Genomic DNA, 22,189 nt, shown 5'->3' with positions numbered 1-22,189 from the left:
GATGACTGAGCAGAACCGGCCACTGGCACGCCGCACCGCCCTCGGCCTCGCCGCCACCGCCGTCACCGCGGCGCCTCTCGCCGTCCTCCCCGCCGAGGCCTCCGCCGCGGCCGGTCCGCGTCCCGTCCGACGGCTCCGCGCCAAGGGCGAGGTCGGCCGGATCCGGCTGAGCTGGGAGGGCGACCCGTACAAGCCGTTCGTCGACCACTACGCCGTCTACGGCGCCCGCACTCCGGGCTTCAAGATCGGCCCGGACACGCTCATCGCCAAGACCATCTACGCCTCGTTCGCGCACGACCGCATGGGCGGCAACCGCCAGGACTGGCACTACCGGATCGTGGTGGTGGACGCCGCAGGCAACCGCAGCCGCCCCTCGGCCGAGGTCTCCGGCCACAGCACCGAATCGGTCGTCGTCTCCGGCAAGCCGATCGCCACCGTGGGGTCGTTCGACCACAAGAGCCTGGAAATGGCGCTCGCCCCCAACCTGTCGGCGCAGTACCGCACCAAGTTCCCGAACGGTGTGGACTACACGTTCGGCACGAGCAAGCCCGAGAGCGACTGGTCCTACATCCAGCCCGGCCCGTCCGACGCCTGGGCCGGCAACAAGCCCAGCCGAGCCACCTTCCGCTTCGCCCTGGACGCCGTTCCGACCGCCGAAACCTGGCTGGCGATCTGGCTGCTGGACACGCACGCCTCCCTCGCCGGAGCGGTCACGCTCGCCGTCAACGGCACGCAGATCAGCGAGGTGCAGCTGGAACGCGGCGCCAGCCGGGGCTCTCTGGAGGGCGACGCCACCGTTCCCGGCACCCCCCTCAAGCCGTCCTATGTGGAGCTCCCCGTCCCGGCCTCCGCCCTGAAGGCCGGTGAGAACGTGCTGACCATCGACAAGAAGATCGGCTCCTGGCACGTCTACGACGCCCTCGGCATCTTCACCCGCTGACCACTCGTCCGTAGTGATGGCCGCGGCCCACAACCGCGGCCATCAGCAACCACTTCGCAACCGCTTCTTTCTAGCGTTCTCCTCGCCCCTTCCAGGTGAGGAGAAAATCACGTGAAACCAACTACTCTCGCTGTTGCGGCCATCAGCCCGCTGCTGGTGCTCGGAACCGCGGGAATGGCTGAGGCCTCCCCCTCGACGCCGGCCAAATCGGCGGCGCCCATCGCAAGCCCGGCACCGGCCGCGAAAGACGATGCCACCACGCTGGGCGCTGACCGCAGAGTCCTGCAGATGAACCTCTGCAACGGCGGTGGAGCCGGGTGCTATAGCGGCGGATTGGCGGTGAACTCCGCCATCGCCCAGATCAAGAAGCGCAAGCCCTGGGTCGTCACACTTAATGAGGTCTGCCGCAACGACCCCGCAAGGATCGCTAAGGCGACCAAGTTCCGCTACTCCTTCTTCCCCACACAGAGAGAAAACAAGAAGGGATACGTCAGATGCAAGAACAAACAGGTCTTCGGCAACGCGGTTCTCACCAAGGAAAGCGCCAAGCGTCTCTTCTACAGGGTATTGACCGCTCAGTCTTCCAAGGGTGAACGCCGTACCATCGGCTGCCGCCACACCGCCAGCATGGTCGCCTGCACGACCCACCTCACCAACAAGTCGAAGAAGACAGCACTCAGGCAATGCAAGGAGGCGATGCGCCGGGGACGGGACTTCGCTGGAAGCCACAAGATGTTCCTGATCGGCGACCTCAACCTGCGCTACAACAAGGACAAGGTCCAGCAATGCGTTCCGTCGGCGTTCGTCCGCAAGAGTGACAACGACGTCCAGCACGCGATCGTTTACAAGGGCCTTCCCATCAAGGGACACAACCACGCCCACATGCCTTACACCGACCACGACGCGTTCTGGGTGGACCTCGGTACCTGAACCGCCTTCAGCGCTCCAGATAGAGGCGCCGTTCCTCAGGAGTGAAGGCCCGGATTGCGCGTCGGCGGGCCAAGCCGAGCACCTGGTCACCAGGCCCGCACACCTCGCACTCCCACATCCGGACGCGCGCGGGCGGCTGCCAGAGAACGGCGCCGCTCGGACCGACGTCACCTGTGAGCGCGGCGACGACCTTCTTCCCGTCGAACGCCAGCAGCCCGACGGTGGTGCCGATCCCGCTGAACACCAAGGGGTCGGCACCACCGTCGACCGGCCACAGGCGCAGCCCGCCTGCGGGTTCGGTGGTGGCGAGCCAGTTCCCGTCCGGGCTGAACGCCAGCTGGCGCCCCAGGACGAGGTCCGTTCCGTCGCCCTTCAGAACCCTGCGGACCGCGCCTCGCTCGGCCAGGTCCCAGATCCAGACGTCGCCGTCGTCCGCCGCGCCCGCGAGAAGGCGGCCATCGGGGCTGAACGCCAGTTCATCCACTTTCCTGCGGGAGCCACGCAGAATCTGCGGCTCCTTCCCTGGCGTCAGATCCCAGACCCAGACGGAGTTGTCCTCGCGGCCTCCGGCCAGCCGACTGCCATCGGGGCTGAACGCGAGCCCGCCCACATGGCTGCTGGCCTCTTTCGCACGCCGCCAACCGGTGACCTCGGCCGGCGGGCCTTGGTCGGGAAGCCGCCACACCTTGGGGCCGGCGGTCGCCGCGACGGCCAGCGACCGGCCGTCCCGGCTGAACACGAGTTCGCTCCCGCCCCTGCTCGGCAGGACCATGGGCTCGCCGCCCGAGGGCAGATCCCACATGCGGGTCGGGCCCCTCCCCGCGGCGATGACCTTGCGGCCGTCGGGACTGAGCGCCACCGCCTGCGCTTCCCCCCGGGCCAGCCGCCGGTCCAGGATCGGCGCACCGCCGCGGACGGTGTCCCACACCACGACCGTGTCATCACCATCTGCGGCGAGGCCTGCCACGTAGCGGCCATCCGCGCTGATCGACCGGCCGTACCGGCCGGAATGCGCGCCGAGCGTGCTCGTCACGGGCGACGCACCGGCATCGAGGTTCCAGACGTTCAGTGTGCCGTCACCGGACACACCCGCCAGCGACCGGCCGTCGGGCGCGAACGCCACGCCTCTGGCACTCTCCGTCGGCATCCTCAAGACGAAGGGGTCGAGCGTGCTTCCGGTCGACCACACCCGCACCGTCCGGTCGTTGGCGAACGTCGCCAGCCGTCCGCTGTCCTTACTGAACACCACATCGCCCACCGTGTCGCCATGGCCGCGCAACTGCCCTTGGGGCTTCCATTCCTCTCGCGCCGGCCAGCCTCGCGCGGTGCGCAGGTACGCGGTTTGCAGTTCGGCCGATGCGGCCCAGATGCCGTCAGGGCTGAGGGCCACCTTCTCCGGCGACCCGCTGACGGCGGTCTGGAGGCCCTTGAGACGTGGGCCGGTCACGTCCCACAGGCGCGCCGGCAGCCCGAGGCCCCCGGTCACCATACGGTCACCGTCAGAGCTGAAGGCCACCGACTGGAACGGCCCCAAGGCCCGGAGGTCAGCTGTCTTCCTCGTTCCGTCAAGGTCCCAGATCTTCAGGACACGCCCCTGGAATCCGGCAAGGCGGCCATCTGGTGAGAACGCGGCGCCGAGCGTGCCGGATCCGCCCACGCTCAATACCTTCGTGCGTCTCCGTTCTCCGGCAAGTTCCCACACGGTGACCGCGTGGGCCCCGCCGACGATCTTTCCTGCGATGGCGAGGCGCCGCCCGTCCGCGCTGACCGCCACACCGGTCACGGTCTGCCGCGGGGCCAGGTCCGGGCCGTCCTTGGCCAGGGCACCGCCGTTCCAGCGCCAGAGCTGCACCGTCGTCCCGGGCTCGCGCCCGTCACCCCACACCGCGATCGTGGTCCCGTCGGCGCTGGCCGCCATGCCCCGCGCGATCTGCAGCCCGGTCGCGCTGCTCCAGCGCAGTCGCGAGTCGAGGACGGCCTGGCGGAGCACGCTGTCGGCCTCGGCCGTGGGCGCGGTCTCGTAAGCCTTGGTCGCCAGCAGGAGCGCCAGCGACGGGTCGATGGTGAGCTGCCGCCGCGCCTCGGTGGCAAGCTTGCGGGAGAACGCGCGGTCACGGTCATCGGCGCCGCGGTCCGCCTGGACCAGAGCGATCACCACCAGCACGGCGACCACCATCGCGACGAGCCCCAGGCCGCCCGTCCTCTGGCGTCGCCGACGGCGGGCGGCGACGACGCGCTCCGTCTCTGCCAGCCTGCCCGCGGCGAGGAACGCCTGCTCCACCTCGTTGAGCCCAGCGAAATCGCCGTCGTCCCACTCGGCCAGCCGGGAGCCCCGGAACAGGAGCTCCGGATCCCGCGCGTTGCGGTCCCAGTCGGCGGCGGCATGGGTCAGCCACTGACGGCGTCGCAGTGCCTCGCGGTCCTTGTCGAGCCACTCCCGCAACCGCGGCCAGGCGTCGATCAGGGCTTCGTGCGAAACGTCCAGGATGCCCTCGTCCATGACGACGAGTCGCGCGCCTGCCAGTGCCTCCAGCACTGTGTCGATCTCGCCGGGGTCGGCAAGGCCGGTCAGCTCGTCGCGGTCGATCCTGCGGCGGGTGTCCTCGGTATCCTCGCCCAGGACCGTCAACCTCAGGAACACGTTGCGGGCGATCTCGCGCCGTGGCTCGTCGAGCTCCTCGTAGACCGACTCGGCGGTCTTGGCGATCGCTCCACCGACGCCCCCGGCGGCTTCGTAGTCGGCCAGCCGCAACGTGTCGCCGCGCTGCCGTCGCCAGGTCTCCCGAAGCGCGTGCGCGACGAGCGGCAGCGCCCCAGGCCGGCCGACAGCCTCAGCGATGACGGTGGCGACCAGGTCCGGCTCGACGCTCAACCCGACCCGGGCGGCCGGCTCGACGACGATGGCGCGCAGATCCTCCTGCGACATCGGCCCGACCGGCAGCTGTACGCCGTCCGGGAGGGCCGCGGCCAGCGCCGGCTCGGCGGCGCAGTGCCCGTAGAAGTCCGAGCGGACGCCGAGGACCACCGTGACCTGTTCCTCGCCGGTGGTCGCGGCGACCAGCGCGGCGAGGAACTCGGACCGTTCCTCCTGGCCGACGCAGGGCGCGAAGATCTCCTCGAACTGGTCGACGACCAGAACGGCGGCCGCCTTCTCGCGCGACGAACCGCCCTCCGCGCCCAGCGACTCCAGGTGACGGGCGAGCTCGGTGGCGGGATGGCCGCCCGGGGTCATGACCGCCGTGGGAGTCCCTTCCGCGGCCAGCGCCGGAACCAGACCGGCCAGCAGAAGCGACGACTTGCCGCTGCCGGACGCCCCGAAGACGGCGATGAGCCGGGCCCGTTCGACGGCCTTGCGCAGATCCTCCACGAGGGCGGTACGGCCGAAGAACAGATCGGCGTCGTCACCGCCGAACGGCGTGAGGCCCGGGTAGGGGCACCGCCGCCGGGTGTGGGCCAGCTCGGCCTCGGTCTCGCGCCAGCGTCTCTCCCACTCCGCGGGGTCCGCACCGCAGGCGGTCGCGTACGCGAGCGTGGCCTCCAGCGTCGGGAGCCGCAGACCGGTGGCGGCCTCGGCGAGGCTGCTGCGCGCGAAGTGTGCGCGCTGGGCCAGCTCCCGATAGCTCGGGCGCCCCGCCTCCTCGCGGAGCCGTCGCAGCTCCCAGGCGAGCCGTTCGACGGGACCGGCGTGCGGATCCAGCGGTCGCTCCGGTCTTCCCACGTCACCCCCGTTGTCCGGCGCTCGCGCCCACCCATGACGGACAAATCCCGAAACGATCTAAACCTTAGAGGGCCGATCACCGCCGGGGCATGTCCACGGGAAAACGGTTGCCAACCCGCGCGGAACCGGCGATCCGTTCATGACGACACGGGGGTTCGACCGATGAGATTCCACGTACTGGGGCCGCTTGAGGTTCGTGAGGGCGCGGCGTTGGTGAAGCTGCCGCCGAAGCAACGGGACCTCCTGGCCGCACTGCTCTGCACGGACGGCGCGACGGTCTCCGCCGAACGCCTGATCGAGTGCCTGTGGGGAACCGCCGCTCCGCGATCGGCTATGAAGTCCTTGCAGATCCACATTCACCGGTTGCGCAGGACGCTGCACGGAGCCGGTCTGCTCCACAGGCCCCCGGGATACGCCCTGCTCCTCGATCGAGGAGACCTGGACTCCTGCCTCTTCCACGAACGGGTCCGGCAAGGCCGGGAGGCGATCACGGCCGGCCACCCGCAGAAGGGAGCAGACCTGCTGCGATCCGCGCTCGGCCTCTGGCGCGGCGAGCCGTACGAGGGCCAGGACCACATCGCCACGGTCCACGCCGAAGCGATCCGCCTGGCTGAGATGCGGCTCGAGGTACTGGAAGACCTCTTCGACACCGAGCTCGCCTTGGGGCGGCACGCGGCGCTCACCGGCGAACTACGCGGCCTTGTCGCGGCGCATCCGTTCCGGGAACGCCTACGGATCCAGCTCATGCTGGCGCTCTACCGCACCGGCCGCGTCGCCGACGCACTCGACGTCTGCCGTGCGGGCCGCACGCTGCTCGCCGACGAGCTCGGGCTCGATCCAGGCCCCGCACTGCGGCGGCTGGAGCTGGCGATGCTCACCTACGACCCGGCCCTCGATTCATCCACCGCCCGCGACGCCTGCCTCTGGTAGCCATGACCGCCCGCTCATGGTTCGGCGCCAGTGGCCGATGTCCACTGGCGCCGCGCTATGGAACCCGGTCAGATCGCTGGGCAGTGGAGGCCCTCCTTGGGGAGCTCGGTCTCGATGAGGTACCTGTGGACACGGTCGTTGATGCAGTTGGAGCCGGCCTTCAGATAGGCGCTGTGCCCTGAGCCGTCGTAGCTGATCAGCCTGGCGTTGTCCAGCTGCTTGACGAGCGCCTTGGACGCCTCGTACGGCGTCGCCGGGTCGTTCGCCGTGCCGACGACGAGGATCGGCGCGGACCCCTCGGCGCGCGGCACGGGAACCTTCTTGGTGGCGGGAGCCGCCCAGGACTCGCAGGTCATCCATGCCGTCTTCACCAGGGCGTCGGAGAAGTTCGGCGCTTCCCGCTTGGCGTTCTCCGCGGCCTGGAGCGCGGTCGCACGGTCGAAGCGCGGATGGTCGGCGCAGGTGACCGCCTCGTACTGCCCGATCCCGATCAGGCCCTCGGTGTCGATGAGGAACTGGTAGAGGGCGGTGCCGTCGCGGTTTGTTATCGCCGAGGTCAGCGCCTCGCTGAGCAATGGCCAATTCGCCTTGTCATAGAGGGCGGCGCCGATGGCGTTGGTGACAGCGAAGCCGTCCAGCGAAGTGCCGTCCGTGGTGGAGTTGGACAGGGGGTTCAGATCCGCGCTTTCGCGCAGCTCGGTGATCCGCTTGACCCCCGCTTCGACCGTTCCGGCGGACTTCAGCGGGCAGTCGGCGATCTTGAGGCAGTCCGCGACGAACGCTCGCAGCGTGGCCTCGCGCCCCTTGGCCTGGGCCATCTGTTGCTGCAGGTATCCCTGTGACAGGTCGGTCGCGCCGTCCAAGACCATGGTCCGGATCCGGTCCGGGAACATGTTGGCGTACGTGGCGCCGAGCTCACTGCCGTACGACCAGCCCACGTAGTTCAGGCGACGGTCTCCCAGGACGGCACGCAGCACATCCATGTCGCGCGCGGCGTTCACCGTGCCGACATGCGGCAGCAGCCGAGCCGAGGTCTTCTGGCACGCGGCGGCGGTCAGCCGCGCGGCTTGAAGCTCCAGGCGGGTCTCGGTGTCGAGCTGGACGTCGGTGTCGGTGGTGCCTGTGGTGTCGGTGGCGCCAGTGCCGCTCGTGGTCCCTGCGGTCGCCCCGTCGCCGGTGGAGCCCGAAGGGCAGCTGACGGGCGTCGACTTCCCGACGCCGCGCGGGTCGAAGCCGACGATGTCGAACCGTTCCCGGAGCTGCCTGTCCATGGCCGGACCGGAACCCCTCGCGGCCTCGAGGCCCGACGCGCCGGGGCCGCCGGGGTTGAGGAGCACCGAACCCTGCCGCTCATCCGAAGCGCGCAGGCGGTTGACCGCGATGTCGATCTTCTCCCCGCCGGGCTTGGAGTAGTCGAGGGGGACCTTCAGCGTCCCGCACTGGAAGCCCTGGCCGCAGTCCTTCCAGCTGATCTTCTGTGTGTAGAACTGTTCGAGCGCGGCGGCCGGGGGCCTCTTCGCATCGGCGCCGTCGTCGGAGCCGATCAACGAACAGCCGGCTGAGACCAACGCCGTGACCATGACGATGCCGACCGCCTGCCCGGCCTTCTTGCTTGTCTTGTTTGTCGGTTTCATACCAAAAAGCGTGATTTGATCGGCTGCCCGGCAGTAGTCATCAGAGTCATCGGCGCGGCGTGGATTCCACCCGGCCCGCGTATGACAGCTGTCACGAACGGTCAGTGACTGCGGCCACTACCCGCGATCCGCCGCCCGAGGGGACTCTCGAACCAGGCAATCGGAATCTCCTCGGGAGGGATCACAGTGATCGAGATAACCGAGCTGACCAAGCACTACGGGAAGACCCGGGCGGTGAACGGGCTGTCGTTCCAGGTGAGGCCCGGCGTCGTGACCGGCTTCCTGGGACCCAACGGCGCCGGGAAGACCACCACGATGCGCCTGATCATGGGCCTGGACCGGCCGACCCACGGCACGGCGACGGTGAACGGCCGGCCCTACCGGCAATTGCGGACCCCGCTGCGCGAGGTCGGATGCATGCTCGACGCCCGCGCGTTCCACGGCGGCCGTTCCGCACGCGCCCATCTGCTGGCGCTCGCACACAGCAACGGCTTCCCGCAGCGGCGCGTGGACGAGGTGCTGGAGCTGACCGGGCTGGCGAGCGTTGGCCGCAAGCGCGTCAAGGGCTTCTCGCTCGGTATGTCGCAGCGGCTGGGCATCGCCGCCGCGCTGCTGGGCGACCCGGGCGTGCTGATGTTCGACGAGCCCGTCAACGGGCTCGACCCGGAGGGGGTCCGCTGGATCCGCACCCTGCTGCGGGCCTGCGCCGACGAGGGACGGACGGTGCTGGTCTCCAGCCACCTGATGAGCGAGATGGAGTACACCGCCGACCACATGATCGTGATCGCGCGCGGCGAGCTCGTCGCCGACTGTGGCACCAAGGAACTGGTCGAGCGCAGCTCGCAGCGCTACATCCGGGTCCGCACCCCGGAGCACGCCCGGCTGTCGGCCCTGCTGACCGAAGCCGGGGCGAACGTCACGGGCGGCCCGGAGGAGCTCCGGGTGACGCGCATGGAGATCGCTCAGATCGCCACGCTCGCAGCCGAGCACCGGCTGCCGGTGCACGAGCTCTCCCCCCAGTCGTCGCTGGAGGAGGCGTTCATGGAACTCACCGCCGACCGTGTCGAGTACAAGGCACAGGTCCACCACCAGTCACAGACCGACCACAGGACACATGGCGACCACAGGGGACAGGCCGCGTACGAGGCTCAGGGAGGCACCCGATGACCGCGACCACGTTCGACCAGGGACGGCTCGGATACCTGCACACGAGCCTGAGCCGCGCGCTCCGGGGCGAGCTGACCAAGACCCGGTCCGTCCGCTCCACGTACTGGACGCTGTTCGTCGCGGTGCTCGCCGGAATCGGCGTGAGCGCGCTGACCGCCTGGGGCACGGTGGCGATCTGGAACGACCTCAAGCCCGAGGAGCGCGCGGACTTCGAGGCGGTGCCGGCCTCGACCGGCGGCCTGCTCATCACCCTGATCACGATGATGGTCTTCGGTGTCCTGGTCGTCACCTCGGAGTACGCCAGCGGGCAGATACGGATCTCGCTGTCGGCGGTGCCCGGCCGTTCGATGCTGTTGAGCGCCAAGGCCTGCGTCGTGGGCGCCGTGGCTCTGGGGGCAGGGGCGTTGATGGTCTTCCTGTCGTTCGCCATCGGGCAGGCCCTCTTCGCGACCAAGGACATCGGCGTGTCCATCACCGATCCCGGGGTGTTCTGGGGGCTGGCGCGCGTCGCGCTGGCCGTCGGGCTCGTGAGCCTGCTCGCGATGGCCGTCGGCGCCCTGGTGCGGCACACCGCCGGGGCCATCACGCTCGCGATCGGCGGGCTGTTGCTGCCGCAGATGGTGCTCGGCTTCGCCCCCGATTCCGTCGAGGAGAAGATCCTCCCGTTCCTGCCGGGCGGTGCGCTCGGGGCGATGCAGCCCCCGGCCGCGAAGGACCCCGCTACGTGGATGGACAGCCCCATGGGCGGGATGGCGATCCTCGTCGCATGGGTGGTGGCGCTGTTCGCGGCTGCGCTGTTCCTGGCGAACCGGCGCGATGCCTGAGCGGGCGCTAGAGCCAACCCATGCGCTGGGCGGTCAGGATCGCTTCGAGGCGATTCTGGCCGCCCAGCTTCGTCATGGCGCTGGACAGGTAGTTGCGCACGGTGCCCTCGGCGAGATGGAGTTCGGCGGCGATCCGGCCGAGGCTCGCGCCGTCGGCGGCCAGCCGGAGCACGTCGCGTTCCCGGTCGGTGAGGGGGTTGTCCCCCGCGGCCATCGCCTCGGCGGCGAGCTCGGCGTCCAGATGGCGGCCGCCCGCGTCGACCTTGCGGATCGCGGCGGCCAGCTCGTCCGAGGAGGAGGCCTTGCCGAGGAAGCCGCCGGCTCCCGCCTCCATCGCGCGGCGCAGATAGCCGGGGCGGCCGAGGCTGGTGAGGATCACGACCCGGCACTGCCCGGAGACGCGTTCGGCGGCGCTGAGCCCGTCCAGGCCGGGCATCTCGATGTCCAGCACGGCGACGTCAGGCCGGTGTTCGGCGACGGCGGCCACGACCAGGTCGCCGCTGCCGACCTGCGCGACCACCTCGATGTCGTCCTCCAGGTTCAGCAGGGCGGCCAGCGCCTCCCGCACCAGGTGCTCGTCCTCGGCGAGCAGCACGCGGATCATGCCGGCACCGCCGCTCGCAGCAGGAACTCCCCGGTCTCCGTGGGAACGGCGGTGAACGATCCCCCTGCGGAGGCCATCCGTTCCGACAGCCCGGACAGGCCGTTCCCGGGACGGCCGGCCACGCCGTCGATGCCCTCGCCGTCGATGCCGTCGTTGCGGATCTCAAGCACCCCTTTCTCGATGGTGATGTCGCAGTGCGTCGCCGAACTGTGCTTGAGGACGTTGGTGGCCCCCTCGCGCACCGCCCAGGCCAGCAGCGTGCACCGTTCCGGAGGAAGCCCGTCGAAGTGCGCGTTCAGCGTGCACCGGATGCCGGCCGCCTCCAGGACGGCACAGACGCTGGCCAGCTCCTCGCCGAGGTCGAGCCTGCGGTATCCGCGCACCGCCGCGCGCACCTCCGTGAGCGCGTCCTGGGCCAGCCGCCGTACCTCGCGCATCTCCGCGGCCGCCTGGCCGGGGTCCCGGTCGCCGACCTTCGCCGCCAGCTCGCTCTTCAGGCTGATCACGCCGAGGCCGTGACCGAGGAGGTCGTGCAGGTCGCGGGCGAAGCGGAGCCTTTCCTCCGAGACGGCGAGCTTCGCCTTGGCCTCCTGCCCCGCATGAAACTCCTGTGTCACGGCCCACAACCACCGCAATGACACCATCAGCCCGCACGTGACGGCCGTGTAGCCGCCCATGGAGAAGACGTTGTGCAGCACCATCCCCAGGGTCCGCGCCTCGTCGTACGCGAACGCGAGGTAGGACAGGCACGAGGCCACGACCAGCAGGACCAGGACCACGCCCGTGCGGAGAGAGACGAACAGGACGAATCCCATGGCCCAGATGACGGGGGCGAACTCGCCGCCGAGCGGCTGAACGCCGAACGCCGCGAAGGCGACGATCCCGGCGATGATCAGATCCCGGGTCGGCCGGGGATCCCTCCGGAACGCGGCACGGTGGAACCGCCAGAAGAAGCCATAGACGACGATCAGCAGGATTCCGGTGATCCAGGACCGCACCACGTAGGCCTGGTCGGCCCGGGCGGTCAAGACGAGCTTCTCGGCGGCCACCGCCAGGCCGAAGAAGACGGTCACCGCGTGGACCGTGAAGATCTGGACCCGCCGTGCAGTGTCGAGTTTGGACACTCGTGCCATGCCATCCCCCCGCAGATGTGCGCACCTGGTTAGACAGGCGCTGACCTGCGAAGGTTCATCTGACCGAACGCGGTGGGCGCACGGCCCGCCGCCGCCTCTGCCACTGGACGGCGACGCTGGGTGTCCAGAGGTCTGTATAGGCTTTTTGTGTCGACGAGGGGCGGTCCATGGGATCCGACACGAAGAACACGTCCGCGCGGGCGCGTCTGGTCACCGATCTTGCTCCGGCCCGATGGCTCGAACAGGGCGTCGGGGAGTGGGAGATGCCCGAGGTCTTCGAGGCCTACGCCCGCGTTCTGCATCCGGCGCTTGATCAGTCGGAGCGGTACGTCCAGTGGGCGGAGGTGGCCGAGTGGGCGGGGCGCGACCTGCACGCGCGTTCGGACTTCGAGGAGATCTCGGCGCCCGGCCCTGAAGGCGGAACGGGAGCCAGGCCGTGGGAAGAGCCCCCGAACGCCGGGTCCTTCCCGCTCGACGTGCTGCCACAGTTGGGCGAGGTGCTCGCCAGGCATACCAAGACACCTGAGCGGTGCTGGTTCTGCCTGTGGGACGGATTCGGCTGGCTGGACGACGAGGACGACCAGACCTCGTCGATCGTCGTCGCCGCGAGCGAGGGAGATGAGCCGGCACCCGGGCCGGACCAGGATCGGCTTCGACTGACGTTCGAGGGCCGGCTGCGGGACGCTCCCCTGATCCATCTGCCGACGCGCGACTATTACCTGCTGACCGGCCCGCTGGAGGCGGCGTACGGGCTGGGGGCGGCGACCGAGAGCTACTTCTTCTTCCCCCAGTCGCCGAATCTCTTCTGGCCTGACGACCGGGCCTGGTGCGTGGCGACCGACATCGACCTGGACTCAACGTACGTGGGCGGCAGCGCCGAGCTGATCCGTGAGCTGGTCGCCGGCGAGCGGCTGGAAGCGTTCACGATCGAGGCAGGCTGACCATTCGAAAGGCCCTTCCCGGATAGGGGAGGGCCTTTCTATGTGCTTTATGGATGCGCCTAGCTGCCCTGCTTCTTGCAGGCGCTGATGTAGACCGTCTTGCTCCAGGGCTTGGCCGAGCCCGCCGGGGGCTTGTAACCGGGCGGGAATACGACCTGTACGAATGCGACGCCCTTGTAGTACTGCTTCTTCACACACCGGCGGGCGGCGTTGTGGTTGATGGAAGACTTCCCGTAGTTGGTCTTCCAGGCGCTTTCCTTGTACTTGTACAGCCTGTTCTTGCTCTTGCCCTTGTAGAGAACGACCTTGATGCGGAGCTTGGCGACCTTCTTGTCGCACTTCACCGTTCCGACGATGTTCACCCGGTGCTTGTCCGCGGCGTGCGCATGGTGCGAGTAGTGCGGATTGTGCGCGACCGCCCGGCACTTGATGATCTTGGGAGCGGCGGCGGATTCCGACCGGACGGTGACCGTGTCGGCGCCCGTGCCCGCGCTCGCGGTTCCGGCGAACGACGTGAGCGCCACGATGCCCGTGCACGCACCGATGGCGAACCTCTGGATCGTTCTCATTTCCCCTCGTTTCTGTCGTCTGGGTTGCCCCCACAGGAACCGTAGAGAGCTCGTTCGATCATGGGTAGTGCATGGCCGGAAACGGTCGAAACTGAATACCTTGACAGCGAGTGGAAATGTCCAGGAGAACCGCACGATGACCGTTATCGCGTCAGCTCCCGCTGAATCTCCTCATCGCCCGGCGCCAGTTTGCCCGCTCGTTCCAGATCGGCCAGCGCCTCGTTCTCCCGGCCGGTGGCGCGCAATGCCATGGCGCGGTTGAACAACAACGCCGGGGTCTCGGCCGCCGCCTCGTCGGTGAGCTCCAGCGCCCGGCTCAGATCCTGCACGGCGCCGGAGAGATCGCCCGTCGTGAACGCGAGCTCGCCCCGGCACGCCCACGCGGTGGCCATCGACGCGTCCAGGGCGATGGCCCGGTCAAAGGCGTCGCGCGCCCGGTCGTGGTGGCCCGCCGCGGTCTCCACCTGGCCGAGCACGCAGCGGAGGTACGGGTCGTCCGGTGTGAGGGCCAGTCCCGCGTCACAGGCGGCCCGCGCCTCCTCGTAACGGTCGAGCGCGGCCAGGATCCCGGCGCGGTTGGGGTACGCGTCGGCGAACGCGGGGTCGAGCTCGAGCGCGTGGTCGAGGTCGGCGAGCGCCCCGGTGAGGTCGCCCGCGGCGAACCGGGCCTGCGAGCGGTTGAAGTAGGGCTCGGGGAACGGCAGGCCCGTCTCCATCGCCGTCTCGTAGTCGGCGACCGCGGCGCCCACGCGGCCGAGCTTGTAGAGCAGGTTTCCGCGGTCGATGTAGTAGTCGGGGTACGCGGGGTCGGCGGCGATGACCGCGTCCCACTCCCGCAGGGCGTCGGCGGTCTGCCCGAGCATCTCGTACAGCTGCGCCCGGTTGGCGCGCAGCACCATCTTGTGGACCGGCTGGACGTCGCCCGGCAGGTCACGGTCGGCCATGTCGATGGCCTCCTGAACCAGGCGGAGCGCGCGGTCGGGATGGCCGCGGCGTGCCTCGATCAGTGCCCTGCCGTTGAGGTCGAAGCCGAGCTTGACCGCGCGCTCGGCTCGATCGGGCAGGAGGCCGCACAGCGCGATGCCGGTGTTGACCCAGCCGAGCGCGGCGTCGAGGTCCCGGCGCGCCGGATCATGGTGCCGGGTGGTGTGCATCGCCAGCGTGTAGGCGATCGTCGAGTGCCAGAGCGGGGAGGTGGTCTGTACCCGGGCCTCCATCAGGACCTGTTCGGCCTCGTCTTCACGGCCCAGCGCACCGAGCGCGATGGCGGTGTCGTGCACCAGGCCCCACCAGGTCTCCGGCGCGGCATCCGGGTCCGCGAGAGTGAGTCCGCGCAACCCGAGTTCGGCCACGGCGTGATGGCAGCCTTGCTCCAGGCACCACTGAGTGGCGAAATGGTAAGCCTCGGCCGCGCGCCGTGGATCGGTCCCACATTCCCGGTGCCGCGGCACCGCGCCCAGCCGCGGGCCGATCAGCCCCTGCGCGACCAGCTCGTCCGCTCGCAGATCGTGCCCTGCCGGGGTCGGCTCCGGGCCGCCGCGCCGGGCGCCGGTGCGCCGCAGCGTGTCCATCGTGAGCAGCTCGCGCGGGACCCGGCGGCAGAGCACGGCGACGAGCTCGCGGTCGGCCGGATCCGCCTCGGCGTAGTCCAGCAGCTCGACGGTCAGCGGGCCGGTGCGGGAGAGGTGGTCCCGGACGAACTCGGCGATGCCGTTGGCGATGCGCAGCGTCCGGCGGGGCGCGGGCACCAGGATGCGTTCGGCCCGGGGCCGGTGTGCGGAGATCGGCTGCCGCCGGGCGTGCACACGGTCGCGCAGGTCAGGAGCGACCGCGCGGATCTCGATGTCGTGCTCGGCCACCGGCCCCGGCCAGGCCTCGAGCGCCTCGGGAACGAGCATGTGCAGCAGGGCGCTGCCGGCCGTGTAGGGGCCTCGCAACCGGCGGTCGGCGCTGATCCTGACAACACGATCGCGGTTCACGCAGGATCCTCCAGTAGCACGGAACGGCCTCCAGGGGCGGAAGGAAAGGCTCCCGCGGCGCGGCCCAACCACGCGCCGCGGGAGCCGGTCTCGAAGATCCCGGTCAGCCGAAGTGCTTGGCGCTGGCCGGCCCCCTCATCGTGACGGTGCCCGTGCGGTGCACGATGATCTTCTTCACGTCGGGGTCCCTCCCTGGTGGATAACTTCCGAACGCAGACCATCATGCGTGAACACCTGCCACATTGAGTAACCGGCCGGTGACCTCATCCGGACACCTGACAGAGCTTGACAAGTTCGTTGACGAACATCGGGTCCGTGAGTGTTAAGCGCAGGTTAGATATGGCCGCCTGCGCTTGTAAGCGCCTTCTGACCTCGGTGAAGCTGCGGTGACTTGTGGTGACGCAGGTCACTTCAGCCCACCCCGAGAACACCAGGAGGTGCCCGGTGACGACGACGCTCTCCGGTACCGCGAACGACCGTCCGAAACCGGCGCGGAGCCCATGGAAGGCGCTCATCGGGGGTTCGATCGGCAACCTCGTCGAGTGGTACGACTGGTTCGTCTACTCCAGCTTCGCCATCTACTTCGCCTCGGCCTTCTTCCCCAAGGGCAACTCCACCGCGCAGCTGCTCAACACGATGGGCATCTTCGCGGTCGGCTTCTTCATGCGGCCGGTGGGCGGCTGGCTGCTGGGCCGGCTGGGCGATCGCAAGGGCCGCAAGGCCGCCCTCACCGCGACGGTGACGCTGATGTCGGTCAGCGCGCTGCTCATCGCGATCGCGCCGACGTACGGGCAGGTCGGGTACTTCGGCGCCGCCGTCCTGCTGGTGGCGCGGCTGCTCCAGGGGCTCTCCGTCGGCGGCGAGTACGCGGCGAGCGCCACGTACCTCACCGAGGCGTCGGCTCCCGGCAAGCGCGGATTCTCGTCCAGCTTCCAGTACGTGTCGATGACGGCGGGCCAGCTGTGCGGCCTCGGCCTGCAGATCATCCTCCAGCGCACGATGTCGGAGGACACCCTGCAGTCGTGGGGATGGCGCATCCCGTTCATCGTGGGTGCGCTCGGCGCCGCGGTGGTCTTCTACCTGCGCCGTAACCTGCTGGAGACGGAGGTGTACGAAGAGGAGCAGAACGAGGGCACGGCGACCGCCACGGCGGCCGAGCGCGGCACCCTGCGCGGCCTGTTCGCGCACCGGCGGGAGTTCGCGCTGGTGATCGCCCTGACCATGGGCGGCACGGTGGCGTACTACACCTACACGACGTACCTCACCAAGTACCTGTCCAACACCGCGGGCATGAGCAAGAACGACGCCACGCTGGTGAGCTTCTGCGCGCTGACGATCTTCATGCTGCTGCAGCCGCTGGCCGGGGCGCTGTCGGACCGGATCGGCCGACGGCCGCTGCTGATCACGTTCGGCATCGGCTCCATGCTCGGCACCGTTCCGATCATGACGGCGCTGCAGGATGTGGACGGCTTCGTCCCGGCCCTGCTGCTGATGCTGTCCGGGCTCGTGATCATCACGGGCTACACCTCGATCAACGCCGTCGTGAAGGCGGAGTTGTTCCCCACCCACGTGCGGGCGCTCGGCGTGGCGCTGCCGTACGCGATCGCGAACGCGATGTTCGGCGGCACGGCGGAGTACGTCGCGCTGTGGTTCAAGAAGGCGGGTGCCGAGTCCGGCTACTACTGGTACGTGTCGGCCTGTGCGGCGGTCTCGCTCATCGTCTACTTCACAATGCGCGAGACGCGTGACGCCGCCCTGTCGCGCGCCGAGAAGGAGGCGGCCGAACCGTCCGGGGACAAGCGGCTCGCACGGGCATGACCTGCCAGGATCCACCTTGGGCCCCCGGGCCCTACCCTTACCCAGGGGGCCAGGGTGGATCCAGCCGAGGAAAGGTCGCCATGCGGGTGCTACTGGTCGAGGACGACGACCGGCTGGCCGACGCCCTCGGCACCGCCCTCACCGAACGCGGCCACCGCGTCGACCGGGTGACCCGGGCGGACGACGGGCTCCGGCTCAAGGACGGCGCCGACTTCGTGCTGCTGGACCTCGGGCTCCCCGACATGGACGGGCTGGACATGCTCCGGCGGCTGCGCCGCGTGTCGGCCGTCCCGGTGATCGTGCTGACCGCGCGGACCGAGGAGCGCACCGTCCTCCAGGGCCTGCGGGCCGGCGCCGACGACTACCTCACCAAGCCGTTCCGGATCATGGAACTGCTGGCCCGGATGGACGCCGTGGCCCGCCGCCTTCCGCGCGGCGGGTCCGGCGCCGGGCCCGGCCCGGGAGAGGCGTCCGCCGCGGCGGTCACGGTCGGCGACGTGCTGATCGATCTGCGCGCCCGGACGGTGGACGTGGCCGGCACGGCGGTCACGCTGACCCGGCGGGAGTTCGACGTCCTGGCGATGCTCGCCCGCGAGCCCGGTGTCGTCCGGAGCCGGGAGGAGATCCTGGACGCCGTCTGGGGCGACGCGTTCCTGGCCGCGTCCCGTTCGCTGGACGTGCACATTCGCGGGATCCGGGCCAAGACCGGCCGCCCGGAGCTGGTGCGCACGCTGCGCGGGGCCGGTTACCGGCTCGGCATCGAGGGCTGATGCGGCGCCGGCTTCTGATCACCTACCTGGCGCTCATCGGCGGGCTGCTGCTGGCTCTGGCCGTGCCGCTGGGCCTGGCGTACGCGCAGCAGCGCACCGGCGAGCTGCTGCTGGACCGGCGAGCCGACGCCACCCACATGGCGGAGCTGACCGACCAGGCCGTCCGCGAGGGCGACACCTCCGTGCTGTCCGAAGTCCGGCGTTACGCCTCGCTCTACGGAACGACCGTGGAGGTGCGCGACAACACCCGGGCGGTGCTCATCCGCGCGGGGGCGGCGGCGCCGGGCCCGGGCGCCGGGGCCGCGACCCGCCGCGCGCTGGCGGGCCGGACCACCGAGCGGCTCCCGCTGGTCACGCCGTTCGGCCCCGACCGGGTCGTGGTGGCCGAACCCGCGGGCCGCGACGCGCAGGTCACGGGCACGGTACTGCTCGCGGCCCCGACGGCTGCGGCCCGCCGGGACATCGCGGTGGTCTGGGGCGCGCTGGCGGCCGCCGCGGCCCTCGCGTTCACCGTCGCCGCCGTGGCCGCCCGGCGGCTGACCCGCTGGGCGCTGCGCCCCGTCGCCGAGCTCGACGCCGCCACCGAGGCGATCGCCGCGGGACGGATGACGGCCCGGACGACGGCCACCGGCCCCGGGCCGTCCGAGCTGCGGCGGCTGGAGGTCCGCTTCAACGCGATGGCCGACGCCGTCGCGGCCGCGCTGGAACGGCAACGGGCCTTCGTCGCCGACGCGTCCCACGAGCTGCGGACACCGCTGGCAGTGCTGTCGCTCCGGCTGGAGAACCTCCATCCGCACCTGGGCACGGCGGGCACCGAGGAGTACGAGCGCGCGATGGAGGAAATGGACCGGCTCGGCGTGCTGCTCGACGACCTGCTGGCGCTCGCCCGGATCGAGGCGGGGACGCCCGCGGTCGCAGAGCCTGTCGATCTGGTGGCCGAATTGCGCCCCCGGCTCGCCGCGTGGGAGGAGGTGGCGTCCGCCCGCGACGTGACGTTGGGTGCGGAACTGCCATCGCGGCTGGTGGCTGTCTGCCCGCCGGAGACCGCGGGCCGCATCGCCGACATCGCGATCGACAACGCGATCAAGTTCGCGCCCGGCGGGGGCGCCGTCGCCGTCGGCTTGTCGGCCGACGGGCAGTCCGCGGTGCTGCGCGTGACCGATGACGGTCCGGGGCTCGATCCCGAGGAGCTGGCGGCCGCCCGCAACCGCTTCTGGCGTTCGCCCCGGCACGGCAACGTGGAGGGCAGCGGGCTGGGCCTGGCCATCGCCGACGAGCTCGCCCGCTCTGCGGACGGAAGCCTGGCACTGCTCCCCGCCGACCCCCATGGGCTGATCGTGGAGCTCCGCCTGCCGCTGGCTGATCAGCAGTAGAGGGACCAGAGGCCGATCAGCCGTAAACGGAACGGTAGTAGCGCACGGCGCCCGGATGGAGGGGCACCGTGCCCGTGCCGATGGCGTACCGCTCGTCCAGGTAGGCGCCCGGGCTCTCCGGCCCCGGGAGGCTGTCCCTCGACTCGAACATCGCCCGCGTCACCTCGTACGCCACCGTGCTCGACAGGCCTGGCCGCGCCATCAGGTAGCTGGGAACGCCGACCGTGGGCACCTCGGCGCGCTGCCCGTACGTCCCGGCGGGCACCGAGACGCTGACGTAGGTCGGCCCGTGCGCCCGGCTGAGCTCCGCGGCGAGCCCGTCGAGCGGAACCAGCCGGATCGGCATGCGCCCGGTCAGCCCGGCGATGGCGCTCGTCGGGACGCCGCCGGACCAGAAGAACGCCTCGACCTCCCCGTTCGCGAGCGCCTCGACCGACTCATCCAGGCCGAGGCGGCTTGCCCGCACCGGCGTGGAGAGGCGCGCGGCGTTCAGGACACGCTCGCCGACGACGGCCGTCCCGGACCCGTCCGCGCCCAGCGACACTTTGCGCCCGGCCAGGTCCGCCGCCTTGCGCACGGGCGACCCGGCGGCCACGACGAGGTGGGTGTAGTTGAGGTAGACCCGCGCCAGCGCCGTCACCGGTTGCGGAGAGGAGAACGGGCCGAGCCCCACGACGGCGTCCGCCGCGCTGTCTCCAAGGCCCATGGCCAAGTCGGCCTGTCCTGAGCCGAGCAGGCGCAGATTCTCCACGCTCGCCGACGTGGAGCGGACGTGCAAGGTGATCCCGTCCCCGCGCCGCTCCAGCACGTCCGCCAGCCGTTTGCCGAAGATCGCGTACGGCCCGTTCACCGGCCCGCTGGCCAGCGTGAGCCTGTGCCGCTCCGAACCGCGCGAGCATCCGGGCACGACGGCCAAAGCAGGCAGGACGGGCAGGGCGGCGGCGAACCTGAGGACCGTACGGCGGCTGGGCGTGTTCATCCCAGGACTTCCTGAAGCGTGCTCACCGCGTGGGCGCGGTGGCGGTCGAGCCAGGCGACGGCAGCGTCGATATCGCCGTCGCGCAGGGCTGCGAGCACGGCCCGGTGCTCGTGGACGACGCGTTCCCGGTTGGGCGTGCCGCCGTAGTAGAGCGACCGGTAGGCGTCGGTCGAGTCCCAGAGGGTCGTGATCAGACGGACGAGGCGCGGCATGCCCGAACGTTCGAAGAGCATGAAGTGGAAGCGCCGGTTGGCCGCGGCCATGGCGGTGACGTCCCCGGCCTCCCCCGCCCGTTCGACCTCGTCCTGGGCGGCCTCCAGCGCGGCGAGGACCTCGGGCGTCAGATGGGGGGCGGCGACGCGGACGGCCTCCGCCTCCAGCAACGCGCGGATGCGATAGATCTCCCGCAGGTCGGCCATGGACAGCACGGCGACGAAGTAACCCCGGTGCGCCTGGTGCTCGACCAGGCCCTCACCTTCGAGGATCTTCAGCGCCTCGCGCAGCGGCACCCGGCTCACGTCGAGCCGTTCGGCCAGGGCGTCCTGGCGGATCGGCGCGCCGGGCTTCAGCTCGCCGGTGGTGATCGCGCGACGCAGCTCGGCCAGCACGAACTGCTGCGCGGTCGGCGGCCGCCGGGGCCGGCGATCCGTGCTCGTCCCAGCCGTGCTCGTCCCAGCCGCGTTCGTCCCATCGATGCTCACCGCAGCCGCCCTTCGAGTTCGGCGAGCACGTCGCCGGTATCCTCGCCCAGCCTCGGCGGTGCCGTCCGGTAGACCGGCGGCGTGGCGCTCATCGTGATCGGGTTGGCGACCTGGCCGACGGGCTCGTCCCTGCGGGGATCGGCGAGCGCGACCGCGGCGTCCAGGCCGAGCCGGCCCGCCAGGTCGAACGCGGCGGCCAGGTCGTTGATCGGCCCGCACGGCACGCCGGCCTCGGTCAGCTCGGCGAACCACTCGTCCGCCGTCCTGGCGGCGAGCGGCCCTGACAACGCGGCCACCAGCTCCTCCCGGTGGGCGACCCGCACCGAGTTGGTGGCGAAGCGCTCGTCATCGGCGAGCCCGGGAAGGCCGAGCCGATCGCACAGCACGCGGAACTGCCGATCGTTGCCGGCGGCCAGCACGAGGGGCCGGTCCTTGGCGGTGAACACCTCGTACGGCGCGACGCTCGGATGGCCGTTGCCCATGGCCCGCGGCACGACCCCGGCCGCCACGTACGCCGACGCCTGGTTGGTGAGCGCGGACAGCAGCGAGGTGAGCAGGGCGACCTCGATCCGCTGGCCCTCCCCCGTCCGGTCCCGGTGCCGGAGCGCGGCGAGGATGCCGAGCCCGGCGTGCAGGCCGGTGATCACGTCGACCAGCGCGACGCCCGCCTTGGTGCCGTCGCCGCCGGGCTCGCCGGTCACGCTCATCAGACCGCCCATGGCCTGCACGAGCAGGTCGTAACCGGCGAGATGGGACCCCTCGGCCGCGCCGAAGCCGGTCACCGAGCAGTAGACGAGCCCGGGATCGGCCTTCCGCAGCTCCTCGTAGCCGAAGCCGAGCCGGTCCATCGTGCCGGGCCGGAAGTTCTCGATCAGGACGTCGGCGCGGGCCACGATGGCGTGCGCGGTCGCCCGGTCGTGCCCGTCGCGCAGGTCGAGGGTGATCGACCGTTTGTTGCGGTTGACGGCCAGGAAGTAGGTCGCCTCGCCGGCGGCGTGGGGCGGGCCCCAGGCGCGGGTGTCGTCGCCGCTGCCGGGTCGTTCGATCTTGATCACGTCGGCGCCGAGGTCGGCGAGCAGCATGGTCGCGTACGGCCCCGCCAGCACGCGGCTGAAGTCGGCGATGACGATGCCGTCCAGCGATCCCATCCGGCCCCTCCCTACGGTCGACGTGCGGTCA

At 70.5% G+C, this 22,189-nt stretch carries 18 protein-coding genes; 9 read left to right on the top strand and 9 right to left on the bottom strand.

Annotated elements, in window-relative coordinates; all coding sequences use genetic code 11:
* Position 1 precedes the first annotated feature (1 nt).
* Both F8566_RS11930 and F8566_RS11925 read left to right on the top strand, forming a co-directional pair.
* Positions 2–940: a polysaccharide lyase family protein gene (locus F8566_RS11930; RefSeq protein WP_151560257.1), complete on the top strand. Its 939-nt coding sequence runs from the start codon at positions 2–4 to the stop codon at positions 938–940.
* A 111-nt stretch (positions 941–1,051) separates the two neighbouring features.
* Positions 1,052–1,870: an exonuclease/endonuclease/phosphatase family protein gene (locus F8566_RS11925; RefSeq protein ID WP_151560256.1), complete on the top strand. Its 819-nt coding sequence runs from the start codon at positions 1,052–1,054 to the stop codon at positions 1,868–1,870.
* 7 nt (positions 1,871–1,877) lie between these two features.
* Here F8566_RS11925 and F8566_RS11920 read toward each other — a convergent pair whose 3' ends face one another.
* The gene (locus F8566_RS11920) at positions 1,878–5,588 is read right to left on the bottom strand and encodes an nSTAND1 domain-containing NTPase (RefSeq protein WP_192809644.1); all 3,711 of its coding nucleotides are present in this window, start codon (positions 5,586–5,588) and stop codon (positions 1,878–1,880) included.
* Positions 5,589–5,750: 162 nt separating this feature from the next.
* On the opposite strand from F8566_RS11920, the gene F8566_RS49815 reads away from it, so the two are divergent.
* Complete coding sequence (locus F8566_RS49815; protein WP_192809643.1) at positions 5,751–6,518, top strand: AfsR/SARP family transcriptional regulator; 768 nt, start codon at positions 5,751–5,753, stop codon at positions 6,516–6,518.
* A 68-nt stretch (positions 6,519–6,586) separates the two neighbouring features.
* Here F8566_RS49815 and F8566_RS11910 read toward each other — a convergent pair whose 3' ends face one another.
* Positions 6,587–8,152: an alpha/beta hydrolase gene (locus F8566_RS11910; protein WP_151560253.1), complete on the bottom strand. Its 1,566-nt coding sequence runs from the start codon at positions 8,150–8,152 to the stop codon at positions 6,587–6,589.
* Between the two features lie 186 nt (positions 8,153–8,338).
* On the opposite strand from F8566_RS11910, the gene F8566_RS11905 reads away from it, so the two are divergent.
* On the top strand, positions 8,339–9,319 hold the full coding sequence (locus tag F8566_RS11905; protein WP_151560252.1) for an ABC transporter ATP-binding protein: 981 nt from the start codon (positions 8,339–8,341) through the stop codon (positions 9,317–9,319).
* Positions 9,316–10,143, top strand: coding sequence for a hypothetical protein (locus tag F8566_RS11900; RefSeq protein ID WP_151560251.1), 828 nt, complete (start codon positions 9,316–9,318; stop codon positions 10,141–10,143). The genes F8566_RS11905 and F8566_RS11900 overlap by 4 nt, the downstream gene beginning before the upstream one ends.
* A 7-nt stretch (positions 10,144–10,150) precedes the next feature.
* Here F8566_RS11900 and F8566_RS11895 read toward each other — a convergent pair whose 3' ends face one another.
* Positions 10,151–10,747 carry a response regulator transcription factor gene (locus F8566_RS11895; protein ID WP_151560250.1) on the bottom strand — a complete coding sequence of 199 codons (597 nt, stop codon included), beginning with the start codon at positions 10,745–10,747 and terminating at the stop codon, positions 10,151–10,153.
* Positions 10,744–11,880: a sensor histidine kinase gene (locus tag F8566_RS11890; RefSeq protein WP_151560249.1), complete on the bottom strand. Its 1,137-nt coding sequence runs from the start codon at positions 11,878–11,880 to the stop codon at positions 10,744–10,746. The genes F8566_RS11895 and F8566_RS11890 overlap by 4 nt, the downstream gene beginning before the upstream one ends.
* Before the next feature lie 167 nt (positions 11,881–12,047).
* Between F8566_RS11890 and F8566_RS11885 the strand changes: the two genes are divergently transcribed.
* A complete protein-coding gene (locus tag F8566_RS11885; RefSeq protein ID WP_151560248.1) occupies positions 12,048–12,821 on the top strand; it encodes a hypothetical protein in 774 nt (257 codons plus the stop codon).
* A 59-nt stretch (positions 12,822–12,880) separates the two neighbouring features.
* Here F8566_RS11885 and F8566_RS11880 read toward each other — a convergent pair whose 3' ends face one another.
* Complete coding sequence (locus F8566_RS11880) at positions 12,881–13,390, bottom strand: hypothetical protein (protein WP_151560247.1); 510 nt, start codon at positions 13,388–13,390, stop codon at positions 12,881–12,883.
* A gap of 143 nt (positions 13,391–13,533) precedes the next feature.
* Complete coding sequence (locus F8566_RS11875) at positions 13,534–15,369, bottom strand: tetratricopeptide repeat protein (protein ID WP_225993080.1); 1,836 nt, start codon at positions 15,367–15,369, stop codon at positions 13,534–13,536.
* Between the two features lie 444 nt (positions 15,370–15,813).
* Between F8566_RS11875 and F8566_RS11870 the strand changes: the two genes are divergently transcribed.
* The 3 genes from F8566_RS11870 (at position 15,814) to F8566_RS11860 (ending at position 19,330) form a co-directional block, all read left to right on the top strand.
* The gene (locus tag F8566_RS11870; RefSeq protein WP_151560246.1) at positions 15,814–17,187 is read left to right on the top strand and encodes an MFS transporter; all 1,374 of its coding nucleotides are present in this window, start codon (positions 15,814–15,816) and stop codon (positions 17,185–17,187) included.
* An 80-nt stretch (positions 17,188–17,267) separates the two neighbouring features.
* On the top strand, positions 17,268–17,957 hold the full coding sequence (locus F8566_RS11865) for a response regulator transcription factor (RefSeq protein WP_151560245.1): 690 nt from the start codon (positions 17,268–17,270) through the stop codon (positions 17,955–17,957).
* The gene (locus F8566_RS11860; protein ID WP_151560244.1) at positions 17,957–19,330 is read left to right on the top strand and encodes a sensor histidine kinase; all 1,374 of its coding nucleotides are present in this window, start codon (positions 17,957–17,959) and stop codon (positions 19,328–19,330) included. Before F8566_RS11865 ends, F8566_RS11860 begins: the two co-directional genes overlap by 1 nt.
* Before the next feature lie 16 nt (positions 19,331–19,346).
* Here the strand turns inward: F8566_RS11860 and F8566_RS11855 are convergent, their stop codons facing one another.
* From F8566_RS11855 to F8566_RS11845, 3 genes are read right to left on the bottom strand one after another with little or no spacing between them, the layout of a single operon-like run.
* Positions 19,347–20,309, bottom strand: a complete 963-nt coding sequence (locus tag F8566_RS11855; protein WP_151560243.1) for a TAXI family TRAP transporter solute-binding subunit — start codon at positions 20,307–20,309, stop codon at positions 19,347–19,349.
* Entirely contained in the window at positions 20,306–21,010 is a 705-nt protein-coding gene (locus F8566_RS11850; protein ID WP_225993079.1) for a GntR family transcriptional regulator, read from the bottom strand. The genes F8566_RS11855 and F8566_RS11850 overlap by 4 nt, the downstream gene beginning before the upstream one ends.
* Positions 21,007–22,158 carry a CaiB/BaiF CoA transferase family protein gene (locus tag F8566_RS11845; protein WP_151560242.1) on the bottom strand — a complete coding sequence of 384 codons (1,152 nt, stop codon included), beginning with the start codon at positions 22,156–22,158 and terminating at the stop codon, positions 21,007–21,009. The genes F8566_RS11850 and F8566_RS11845 overlap by 4 nt, the downstream gene beginning before the upstream one ends.
* Between the last annotated feature and the right edge of the window lie 31 nt (positions 22,159–22,189).

Source organism: Actinomadura rudentiformis (genome assembly GCF_008923185.1).
Lineage (GTDB): Bacteria > Actinomycetota > Actinomycetes > Streptosporangiales > Streptosporangiaceae > Spirillospora > Spirillospora rudentiformis.
The sequence above is the reverse complement of the archived record's forward strand: the minus strand, read 5'-3'. Positions and strand labels throughout refer to the sequence as shown.